Source organism: Cupriavidus sp. 05L411 (assembly GCF_056398045.1).
On record NZ_JBFTOQ010000011.1, the window covers coordinates 195,653 to 206,744 of the forward strand.

9 protein-coding genes and 2 tRNA genes are annotated in these 11,092 nt (G+C 65.1%); 10 read left to right on the top strand and 1 reads right to left on the bottom strand.

Annotated features, from left to right (window positions below; all coding sequences use genetic code 11):
• Positions 1-66: 66 nt before the first annotated feature.
• From upp to AC1DQR_RS16105, 8 genes are all read left to right on the top strand, one after another.
• A complete protein-coding gene (gene upp / locus AC1DQR_RS16070; protein ID WP_183037098.1) occupies positions 67-726 on the top strand; it encodes a uracil phosphoribosyltransferase in 660 nt (219 codons plus the stop codon).
• Positions 726-1,442 carry a TetR/AcrR family transcriptional regulator gene (locus AC1DQR_RS16075; RefSeq protein ID WP_043355603.1) on the top strand — a complete coding sequence of 239 codons (717 nt, stop codon included), beginning with the start codon at positions 726-728 and terminating at the stop codon, positions 1,440-1,442. The genes upp and AC1DQR_RS16075 overlap by 1 nt, the downstream gene beginning before the upstream one ends.
• A complete protein-coding gene (locus tag AC1DQR_RS16080) occupies positions 1,432-2,439 on the top strand; it encodes a BMP family protein (protein WP_477133338.1) in 1,008 nt (335 codons plus the stop codon). The genes AC1DQR_RS16075 and AC1DQR_RS16080 overlap by 11 nt, the downstream gene beginning before the upstream one ends.
• A gap of 106 nt (positions 2,440-2,545) precedes the next feature.
• Positions 2,546-4,138: an ABC transporter ATP-binding protein gene (locus AC1DQR_RS16085; RefSeq protein ID WP_477133339.1), complete on the top strand. Its 1,593-nt coding sequence runs from the start codon at positions 2,546-2,548 to the stop codon at positions 4,136-4,138.
• Positions 4,128-5,219, top strand: coding sequence for an ABC transporter permease (locus tag AC1DQR_RS16090; protein ID WP_477133340.1), 1,092 nt, complete (start codon positions 4,128-4,130; stop codon positions 5,217-5,219). The genes AC1DQR_RS16085 and AC1DQR_RS16090 overlap by 11 nt, the downstream gene beginning before the upstream one ends.
• Positions 5,216-6,181, top strand: coding sequence for an ABC transporter permease (locus AC1DQR_RS16095; protein WP_416053275.1), 966 nt, complete (start codon positions 5,216-5,218; stop codon positions 6,179-6,181). Before AC1DQR_RS16090 ends, AC1DQR_RS16095 begins: the two co-directional genes overlap by 4 nt.
• Before the next feature lie 36 nt (positions 6,182-6,217).
• Positions 6,218-7,489 (top strand): amidohydrolase family protein, encoded by a 1,272-nt coding sequence (locus tag AC1DQR_RS16100; RefSeq protein WP_477133341.1) that lies wholly within the window; start codon positions 6,218-6,220, stop codon positions 7,487-7,489.
• A 100-nt stretch (positions 7,490-7,589) separates the two neighbouring features.
• Positions 7,590-7,676 (top strand) — tRNA-Leu (locus AC1DQR_RS16105).
• A 269-nt stretch (positions 7,677-7,945) separates the two neighbouring features.
• On the opposite strand, the gene AC1DQR_RS16110 is transcribed toward AC1DQR_RS16105, so the two are convergent.
• Positions 7,946-9,145 carry a sterol desaturase family protein gene (locus tag AC1DQR_RS16110; protein WP_477133342.1) on the bottom strand — a complete coding sequence of 400 codons (1,200 nt, stop codon included), beginning with the start codon at positions 9,143-9,145 and terminating at the stop codon, positions 7,946-7,948.
• A 455-nt stretch (positions 9,146-9,600) separates the two neighbouring features.
• Here AC1DQR_RS16110 and AC1DQR_RS16115 point away from each other — a divergent pair, with 455 nt between their 5' ends.
• Positions 9,601-10,380, top strand: a complete 780-nt coding sequence (locus AC1DQR_RS16115; RefSeq protein WP_477133343.1) for a hypothetical protein — start codon at positions 9,601-9,603, stop codon at positions 10,378-10,380.
• Between the two features lie 66 nt (positions 10,381-10,446).
• A tRNA-Arg gene (locus AC1DQR_RS16120) sits at positions 10,447-10,523 on the top strand.
• Positions 10,524-11,092 lie beyond the last annotated feature (569 nt).

Below are 11,092 nucleotides of genomic sequence, written 5' to 3' on the forward strand. Positions count from 1 at the left end.
CAGCAAACAGCAAACAGCATGAGCAACCAGCAAGTGCTATCCGCTACCGCCTTCCAGGAGCGCATCATGACCGACCTCTCCGCCGTACCGCCTGCCACCGCGTCCGTGATGGTAGTGGATCATCCGCTCGTGCAGCACAAGGTCACGCTGGTCCGCAGCGAAGACACCACCACCGACAATTTCCGCCGGCTGGTGCGCGAGATCAGCCAGTTGCTGACCTACGAGGCGACCCGCGACCTGGCGATGGAGACCATCGCCATCAAGACGCCGATCGCGCCCATGCAGTCGCCGGTGCTCTCGGGCAAGAAGCTGTGCCTGGTGTCGATCCTGCGGGCCGGCAATGGTTTCCTGGATGGCATGCTGGACTTGCTGCCGGCCGCGCGGGTCGGGCATATCGGCCTGTACCGCGACCCGGAAACGCTGGAGCCGATCGAGTACTACTTCAAGATGCCGGAAGACATCCATGAGCGGCTGGTGATCGTGGTCGACCCCATGCTGGCTACCGGCAACTCCGCCATCGCCGCGCTCAACCGCTTGAAGGAAGCCGGCGTGAGCACGCTCAAGTACGTGTGTCTGATCGCTTCGCGGCAGGGCTTGACGGCCTTGCGAGCGGCGCACCCCGACGTAGCCATCGTCACCGCGGCCATTGACGAGGAACTCAACGAGCACGGCTACATCGTGCCAGGCCTGGGCGACGCCGGCGACCGCCTCTACGGCACCAAGTAATGGGAGCGCCGGCTACGGCGCCGCCGCCATGCTTTCCGCCGCCGCGGGAGGTGGCGGGGGGGCGCATCCGCCAGGAGAACGAGGCGCTGATCCTGCGCGCGGCCGAATACGTGTTCGCCCGGGCCGGGTTTGCCGGCGCGACCATGAACGAGATCGCCACGCGCGCTGGCGTGCCGAAGTCCAACCTGCACTATTACTTCCGCACCAAGCAGGCGCTATATCGGGCCGTGCTGGCGCATACGCTCGCGCTGTGGCTGTCCGAGACCGACATCATCGGCGCGGAGCAGCGGCCCCAGGTGGCACTGGAGCAGTACATCCGCGCCAAGATGCGGCTGTCTGCCAGCCATCCGGATGCCTCGCGCGTGTTTGCCAACGAACTGCTGCACGGTGCGCCGGAGATCCGCGACGTGCTCAGCGGCGCGCTGCGCGCACTGGTGGCGCGCAAGGCCGGCGTGATCCGGGAGTGGATCGCGCGCGGCGAGATGGCCAGCGTCGATCCGCAGCACCTGTTTTTCACGATCTGGGCTGCCACCCAGACCTATGCCGATTTTGAGTCGCAAGTTTGCGCCGTGCTTGGGGTGAGCCACCTGGGGCAGCGCGATTATGAACAGGCCACCGACCACCTGGTGCGGCTTTTGCTGCGAGGTTGCGGGCTGGAACCGGCTGGCCTGGCCGTGGAGTTATCGTCAACAAGGGGAGAGAGCCATGAGTTTTGAGGGTAAGCGCAGGTCCTGGTTGAAATTCGCGGCGGCTGCCGCCAGCGTGGCCGCACTCGGTGGCGTCGTGCCGGCGCAGGCGCAGGCCAAGCTGAAGGTGGCGGCGGTATACACCGTGCCCGTCGAGCAGCAATGGGTGTCGCGCATTCACAAGGCGCTCAACGAGGCCAAGGCGCGCGGCGAGATCGACTATGTGTTCTCGGAAAGCGTGTCCAACGCCGACTATGAGCGCGTGCTGCGCCAGTACGCGGAGCAGGGCTCGGCGCTGATCCTGGGCGAATCGTTCGCCGTCGAGGCGGCCGCGCGCAAGGTGGCCAAGGACTATCCCAAGACTGCGTTCCTGATGGGCTCTTCCGGCAAGCCGCAGGCGCCTAACTTCTCGGTGTTCGACAACTACATCCAGGAGCCGTCCTACCTCACTGGCATGATCGCCGGCGGCATGACCAAGACCAACCATATCGGCATGGTGGGTGGCTACGCCATCCCTGAGGTCAACCGGCTGATGCACGCCTTCATGGAAGGCGCGCGCGAGGTCAATCCCAAGGTCAAGTTCACGGTCAGCTTCATCGGCTCGTGGTTCGATCCGCCCAAGGCCAAGGAAGCGGCCTTCGCCATGATCGACAAGGGCGCCGACGTGCTCTACGCCGAACGCTTTGGCGTATCCGACGCCGCGAAGGAAAAGGGCAAGCTGGCGATCGGCAATGTCATCAACACGCAGCCGCAGTATCCCGCTACCGTGGTGGCCTCGGCGCTGTGGAACATGGAGCCCACCGTGGGTGCCGCGCTTGGCAAGGTCAAGGCCGGCCAGTTCAAGAGCGAGGACTACGGCTCTTATTCGCTGATGAAGTTCAAGGGTGCGGAGCTGGCGCCGCTGGGCACGTTCGACGGCAAGGTGCCAGGCGACGTGATGACCAAGGTCAAGGCGAAAGAGAAAGCGATCCTCGATGGCAAGTTCGCGGTCAAGGTGGTGGAAACGGAGCCGAAGTCGTCGCAGTGAGGTGGCCGGAGCCACTTGACGTGCCCGGCTGCGTTTGCTCCCCTCGCCCGCGTTTGGGCTAGGGGAGCAAACCGTCGACGCTTTTAAACGCCATCATCAGCCATCCATGTCCAACCCAATCCTGCGCCTTGCCGGCATTACCAAGCGATTCGGCCCGCTTGTGGCCAACGACGATATCTCGCTGGAGTTGCAGCGCGGGGAGGTGCTGGCCTTGCTGGGCGAGAACGGCGCCGGCAAGAGCACGCTGGTCAGCATCCTGTTCGGACACTACGTGGCCGACGCTGGCACGGTGGAGGTGGACGGCCAGCCGTTGCCGCCCGGCCAGCCGCGCGCGGCGCTGGCAGCCGGCATCGGCATGGTGCACCAGCATTTCACGCTAGCCGACAATCTTTCGGTGCTGGACAACATCATGCTCGGCACCCAGCCGCTGTGGCAATGGCGCCTGGATCGGCGCGCCGCGCGCGGCAAGGTGCTGGCCCTGGCCGAGCGCTTCGGCCTGGCGGTGCGCCCTCAGGCAGGGGTCGGCGAGCTGTCGGTGGGAGAGCGTCAGCGCGTGGAGATCGTGAAGGCGTTGTATCGCGGTGCCCGCGTGCTGATTCTCGATGAGCCGACTGCCGTCTTGACGCCGCACGAGGCCGAGACGCTGTTCTCCACGCTGGCGCAACTGATCGCCGAAGGATTGTCAGTGATTTTTATCAGCCACAAGCTTGACGAGGTGCTGCGCGTTTCCGACCGCATCGCGGTACTGCGAGGCGGCAAGCTGGTCGCCCAGTGCGCCGCGGCGCAGACCACCAAGGCCGAACTGGCAGAGTTGATGGTCGGCCGCGTGGTAGCGATGCCGGAACGCGCGGCGCGGCCGAGTGTCGAGGATGGCGCCAATGGCAACGCGGCGCCACCCGTGTTTGCGCTGGAGCACGTCGGCGCGCGCGCCGCCAACGGGCGCGCGCTGCTGCGCGAGGTCAGCCTGCAGGTGCGTGCCGGCGAGATCGTCGGCATTGCCGGTGTCTCAGGCAACGGACAGGCCGCGTTGGCGGAGCTGGCCGGCGGCACGCTGGAGGCCAGTGAGGGGCGTGTCACCTTGGCAGGCAAGCCAATGCCCGCAAAGCCCCGCGCATGGATTGGGGCTGGCGTGGCACGCGTGCCGGAGGATCGCCATGCGATCGGCGTGGTGGGCGATCTTGCCGTGTGGGAGAACGCCGTTAGTGAACAACTCAGCGAGCCGCGCTTTTCGCGCTGGGGTGTCATCCGGCGCGCCGCCGCGCAGCGGTTCGCGCGGGACCTGGTCGCGCGTTTCGATGTGCGCACCGCCGGCATCGAGGTGCCGGCGCGAACCATGTCGGGCGGCAATATGCAAAAGCTGATCCTGGGCCGGGCGCTCTCGGTACGCGGCGAAGGCAGCGCGCCAAGGCTGGTGGTGGCCAGCCAGCCAACCTGGGGACTCGATATCGGCGCGGTGGCCTATGTGCGCGCCCGCCTGCTCGAGGCTGCGCGCGAAGGCGCTGCCGTACTGCTGATCTCCGAGGACCTGGATGAGCTGCACGCGCTGGCCGATCGCATCGCTGTAATGCATGCCGGACACCTGACCGAAGCCCGGCCCACGGCGGCGTGGACGCTGGGCGAGCTCGGCCTGGCCATGGCCGGCTCGGGCGGTGGCCAGCACGCGCAAGCGGGCAAGGGGGAGGTGCTCCATGCGGCYTGAGGCCAGAACCGGCGTTTCGCGCGTAGCCATGCTGGCCGCGCCCATCGTTGCCATCCTTGCCACGCTGATGATCTGCGCCTTGCTGGTGCGCTGGGCCGGCGCACCGGTTGGACGTGCCTATGCGCTGCTGCTGGAGGGCGGCTTCGGCTCGCGCTTTGCGTGGTCGGAAACGCTCACGCGCGCCACGCCGCTGATCCTGACCGGTTTGTCGGTGGCGGTGGCCTTTCGCGCGCGGCTGTTCAATATCGGTGCGGAAGGGCAACTCTATCTCGGTGCGCTGGCCGCGGTGGCGGTTGGCGGTCAGGTCGATGGCGCGGTTGCGCCCTGGGCGCAGCAACTGCCCATGGGCTTGCTCTTTGTCCTGATGGTGGTGGCGGGCATGCTGGCCGGCGCCATGTTGTTGCTTGGGGCCGCGTGGCTCAAGACCCGGCTCGGTGTGGATGAGGTGGTCACGACCCTGCTGGCCAATTTCATCGTGCTGCTGTTTGTCTCGATGATGCTCGATGGCCCGATGAAAGACGCCACCGCGATGGGCTGGCCGCAATCGGTGGCGCTGGTGCCGGAGCTGGAGCTGGCCAAGCTGGTGGAACGCGCGCGCGTGCACAGCGGCTTGTTGCTGGCTTGCGCGCTGGCCGTGATTCTGTGGGCGGTCAACCGCTTCACGGTGTTTGGCCTGCAGATGCGCGCGGTAGGCGCCAATGCACGGGCCGCGGCCTTCGCCGGCATGCCGGTGCGCAGGGTAACGATGTGGGCCGCGTTGTTGTCCGGCGGGCTTGCGGGGCTGGCGGGCGTGGTGGAGGTGGCGGGGCGCACCAGCTACCTCACGCTCGATATTTCTCCCGGCTATGGCTATGCGGGCGTGGTCATCGCCATGCTGGCGGGGCTGCATCCGCTTGGCGTGGTGGCGGCATCGGTGTTCGTGGCCGGGGTGCTGGTGGGGGCGGATGGCATGAGCCGCGCGGTGGGCGTGCCCAACAGCATTGCCGACGTGATCGTGGCGGTGGCGCTGCTCGCCATGCTGGTGGCGACCATGCTGACACGCTACCGCATCCGCTTCGATGCCCCGGGTAAGGTGGCCTGATGGAACTGCTCGATATCGTGGCCTCGGCGCCATTCTGGATCGCAGTGCTGCGCGTGGCCACACCGCTGGTCTTCGGCACGCTGGGCGTGCTGCTGTGCGAGCGTGCCGGCGTGCTCAACCTTGGCATCGAAGGCATCATGGTGGCTGGCGCTTTCGGTGGCTGGCTGGCGGTCTATCACGGTGCGCCGCTATGGGGCGGGGTGGCGGTGGCAGCCGGCATCGGGCTGGCCTTCGGGCTGCTGCATGGCTGGCTGACCGTGAGCCTGGCGCTGTCCCAGCATGTGGCTGGGCTGGGCGTGACCATGCTGGCCACCAGCCTGTCCTACTATGCCTACCGGCTTGGTTTTGCCTCGGTGTCCACGCCGCCCACCATCACGCCCTTTGCCCCGATGCACTGGATCGGCGGCATTCCGCTGATCGGTGGTATGTTGCGTCCGGTGTTTGGTGAGGAGACCGCATTGACGCTGCTGGCGCTGGGGCTGGTGCCGGTGGTGGCCTGGCTGCTCTACCGGACGCCGCTCGGGCTGGCCGTGCGCATGGTCGGCGAGAATCCCGCCGCGGCGCAGGGGCAGGGGATTCGCGTAGGCGCGATGCGTATCGGTGCGATCATGGCGGGCTCTGCCCTGATGGCGGTGGGCGGCGCGTTCCTCACGCTATCCGCGTTCAACGCATTCTTCTTTAACATGATCAACGGTCGGGGCTGGATCTGCGTGGCGCTGGTGGTGTTTGCTTCGTGGCGGCCGGGCCGCGCGCTGGCCGGCGCGTTGCTGTTCGCCGCCTTCGACGCGCTGCAGTTGCGCTTGCAGCAAAGCGGTGCGAGCCTGCCCGGCTTGCCGGCGTTGCCTTACCAGCTTTACCTGATGTTGCCGTATGTGCTGTCGATCCTCGCGCTGGTGCTGGTGGCGCGTCGCGCCGCCTACCCGCAGGCGCTGATGAAGCCCTATCGCAAGGGCGAACGTTGATTCCAGGCAAGCAATCATCATGACAAGGCCCGCACCATGCTCGACCTGATCCTACGCAACTGCACGCTCCCCGATGGCCGCGCCGGCATCGACATCGGCATCCTGGGCGACCGCATCAAGGCGGTGGAGCCGGCGCTCAAGGCGCCAGCCGCTGCCGAGGTCGATGCCGCAGGGCAACTGGTGACGCCGCCATTTGTCGATGCGCATTTCCACATGGACTCGACGCTATCCTACGGCCTGCCGCGCATCAACCAGTCCGGCACGTTACTCGAAGGCATCGCGCTATGGGGCGAGCTCAAGCCGCTGCTGACGCAGGACGCCATCGTCGAACGCGCGCTGGCCTATTGCGACTGGGCGGTGGCCAAGGGCCTGCTGGCAATCCGTTCGCACGTGGATGTGTGCGACCCGCGCCTGCTTGCCACCGAGGCGCTGCTGCACGTGCGCGAGAAGGTCCGGCCTTACCTCGACCTGCAACTGGTGGCCTTTCCGCAGGACGGCGTGCTGCGCGCGCCGGGCGCGCTCGACAATCTCAAGCGGGCGCTCGGCATGGGCGTTGACGTAGTGGGCGGCATCCCGCATTTCGAGCGAACCATGGCCGATGGCGCCGAGTCCGTGCGCATCCTGTGCGAGCTGGCCTGCGAGCGGGGCCTGCGGGTGGACATGCACTGCGACGAGAGCGACGATCCGATGTCCCGTCATATCGAGACGCTGGCCAGCCAGACCGTGCGCCTTGGCTTGCAGGGCAGGGTGACGGGCTCGCACCTGACCTCGATGCATTCGATGGACAACTACTACGTCTCCAAGCTGATCCCGCTGATTCGGGAGTCAGGCGTGGCGGCSATCRCCAACCCGCTGATCAACATCACGCTGCAGGGCCGGCACGATAGCTATCCGAAGCGGCGCGGCATGACCCGTGTGCCGGAGTTGCTGGCCGCCGGCGTGCCGGTGGCGTTCGGCCATGACTGCGTGATGGACCCGTGGTACAGCCTGGGCTCGGGTGACATGCTGGAGGTGGCGCATATGGGGCTGCACGTGGCGCAGATGACCGGGCAGGACGCCATGCGCGCGTGCTTTGCTGCCGTCACAGAAACGCCGGCGCGCATCCTCGGCCTGGAAGGCTATGGCATCGCACCGGGCTGTCGGGCCGACCTGGTGCTGCTGCAGGCACGCGACGCGGTCGAGGCGATCCGGCTGCGCGCCACCCGTCTGCTGGTATTGCGTGCAGGCAAGGTGGTGGCGAGCACGCGTCCCGCTACAGCCACCTTGCACCTGGATGGCAGGCCTGGGCACGTCTGTTTTCAGCCTTGATCGCCGCCGCGAAAGAAATTTCAGGGCGGGGGTTGACAGCAGATTCCGTGTTCTACATAATGTCGTTCTTCGCAGCGCTGCAGCAAGGCAGCAAAACGAAGCCCAGATGGCGAAATTGGTAGACGCACTAGGTTCAGGTCCTAGCGGTGGCAACACTGTGGAGGTTCGAGTCCTCTTCTGGGCACCAAGACTCGATGAAAAAGGCCGTTGCTTATGCAGCGGCCTTTTTCTTTTGTGCCGCGCTTTCATGCGGTTGCTACCCGCGCGGCATACGGCCCCTTTCGGCGGCACATTGCAAGGCACAGCCTCCCATGGCGGTCTATTTCCCGCACTCCACGCACGCCACTTGGTTTCGCCCCCATCTGCGATGGGGCGGCGGCCAGCAGCAGAATATCGCCGACCTGAGGGGCTTCGATCCCGAGCGGGCGTACGTCGATGCCAGCACGCCGGACCGTCTTATGCCTCGTCGTCCTTGCGTGCTGGTGGCATCGGCCGGAAGGGGAATAGCTGCTGGCGCACGAAGCCGTCCGGCATGTAGTCGCCGACTACGCCGTATTTTTCGGGGAAACGCTTGCCGGATTTCACCGCCGTGCCAAACAGGTAGTCGAGAAAGGCATAGTGCGCCGAGTAGTTCTTGTCGATCGCCTCGTCATCCGACGCATGGTGCCAGTGATGGAAATCCGGCGTGACCACCAGGTAGCGCAGCGGGCCCCACGGCAGGTGGACATTGGCGTGGTTGAACACCGCCTGGAAGCCGACGATGATGATGTACGCGTCGATGACGCCCTTGTTGAAGCCCAGCACGTAGAGCGGCGCCAGCACCAGCACGCGCGTGAACACCAGTTCCAGCATGTGCTGGCGCGAGCCTGCGAGCCAGTCCATGGTCTTGGTGCTGTGGTGCACAGCGTGGAATTTCCACAGGAAGGGTACCTCGTGATACGCGCGGTGGGTCCAGTACTGCGCCAGGTCGGCCGCGAGAATGCACAGCAGCAGTTGCAGCACGAAGGGAATGCCACCCACGAACGCGTGCACGCTGTCGCGCACCAGCCAGCCGAACAAGCGGAAGATCAGGAAATTGACCGTCAGCAGGATCAGGCCAACGATGAAGTGGTTGACCGCGAAGTGCGCCAGGTCGGTCTGCCATTCGCGCCGGAATACGGCCTGCCCGCGATAGAGCGGGAACATCTTTTCGATCACCACGAAGATCAGCGTCGAACCGAGCAGGTCGAGGATGAACCAGTCCAGGCCGATGTACGGCGTGTGGTCCGGGAAGTCGCCCACGGCTACGCGTGAGCCGCCCAACGCCACCGCAAGTGCGACCAGTGCGAATGCCGCGGCGTTCAGGCTGCGCTTGCGGCCCAGCACCAGGTTGCTCAGCGACATGCCGCCGGACACCAGCAGCGCGGCAAACAGCACGTGACGCAACACGTCGACCGAATACTTATGGCGTAGCTCGGGCGTGGTCAGGTATTGCGGGAAATGGAAAGCAATCACGCCCAGCAGGCTCAGCCCGCCCAGGGCCAGCGCGAGGATGGCGGTGATCATGCCGCGCCCGGCTTCGAGTTCGCCGCTGCTGCCCAGCAGTTCGCGGGTATCGCGCAGGACGTTGTGCACCGGGGCGATCGGCAACTTGCCGACGGCGCCATTCTGTTTCATTTTTGAAGCATCGGGCTCGCCAGGATTGCCAGGCCTGTCAATGGGGTCGTTGGTCATCAGGATCTTCCGCTGTTCCGTTGTTTCGCTTCTTCTTGTACTGCTTGGGCTGGCTCGCCGGGCTTTCGTCCTGCGTCCCGGCGGCCAGCCGCGATCCTAGCGGAGCGCCTCTGGTTTGCATAGCAATGTGGCAGCGGCCGGCGCGTTCCGGCCGCTCGCCAGGCCGCCCTGTACGGCGCCCCACGCAAGGCGCGCCTAACCGCTAACGCTTGCGCCTTGTTTGATCTATGCTCAAGCAGAGTCGACATGGTTCATTTCAGCCAGGGGTTGCAGTCATGGCCAGGAGTGTGTCATCTGCGAGCGCGACGCAGGGTAGTGCAGGCACCGCAGGGACCGGGCTTTGCACATACGCCGCCCATCCCCATCCTTGCCGGCTTTGTTGCTGCTCGATCCTTGCGATGTTGGTGACCTCCCTGGCGCAGGCCGAAGAGCGTCCATCCGGCAGCAACGCCGGCCTCGGCTGGGACCAGCTCGAACCCGATTCAGTTGCACAGCTTGCAATTGAATCCCCGTCGCCGGCAGCGCCAGCCAGCGGTGGCGATGTGCAGGCACCGCTGGTCGCGTCGATCGGCAAATGGTCCTCCTGGAGCGGCAGTACTTCAGCTGCATCGGCTCCGCCCAGCGCGGACGACGATGCCCCCGGGCTTTCGGCGGCCTTGCGCGATCCGGTTTATGCCGAACCCGCCAGCCGGCCGCGACACGCCGAGTTCTTCCTGCGGCTGGACGATGCCACTTCGGCCACCGGGGTCGTTGGCGGCCGGATGCAAAGCATGGCGCTCGCGATGGATACCGTATTGCCGCGCAGCGGCGGCCTGACGATACAGCCGCGCCTGCAACTCGCCTATCAGCCCGGCCTCGATAAGAACGCAACCGGTTTTCTCTCCGGACAGCCGGCGGACGCGAGCGCCGCGGAGGTGGTGGTGCGGGTCTACCGGACGCAACCAACCCGGCTGACCGGCGTCGGCGGGGTCTACCCCTTTGTCGAGGCGGATCTTTGGCAGGACCGCAAGCAGGTGATCAATATCAATGGCACCCGCATCGATCCCGACATGTTGCGTGGGCTGCTTTCCGTCAACCTTGGCGCGCACGGCAGCACGAACGGGGGCGTCAAGCTCTGGGTCAAGCTGAAAGCCGGGCGCAATCCTGGGGGCACGCTGGGCGCGCGCTATCGCTGGTAGCCAGGGCGGGCGGGCAAGAAGGGGCTTGCATTTTTCTCTCACTGCGCTAGAATGCCGTCTTCGCGTGCGGCTGTAGCTCAGTTGGATAGAGTACTTGGCTACGAACCAAGGGGTCGTGGGTTCGAATCCTGCCAGCCGCACCACTTATTCTGAGCAGTAAAAGAAGCACAAAAAATGGCCTGAAGCGTTAAGCGCTCCAGGCCATTTTTTCGTTCGTGCCGTTGGAGGTGGGTTTGCCTGGCTGCCATATAGCAGGCTGGCGGCCCGATGGGTCTTCCTTAGTGGCTAGGCTGCGTGCCAGGCATCGAGTATTGCTTTTATTTTCGGACTACTCCGAAAGTGCGCTACAAAGGGTGATCGAAAAGGCTCTTATAATTTTTTTCGAAAAGGGCTTGTCAGGCTGGCCTGGAGCCTTTAGTATTCGCCCCCTCGCAACACGAACAACGCGCTGCAAAGCAGACGGGGCAAGGGTTGTGGGGTTAGCGGCAAGGGCGGGCAGAGCAGAAATAGCAGAGCTTCCTGAGGCGGCAAAAGATTAAAAGTGTTTGACGAAACGTAGAAAGTTCTTTATAGTCTCGTTTCTCTGCTGCAGCAAACGCAGCGACGCGGTAAGCAAAGCGAACCGCGGTGAGTTCTTTAACAAACAAACAACCGATAAGTGTGGGCGCTTGATAGCGGATGCGGAAGACTTCGGTCTTTTAGCTTACAAGTT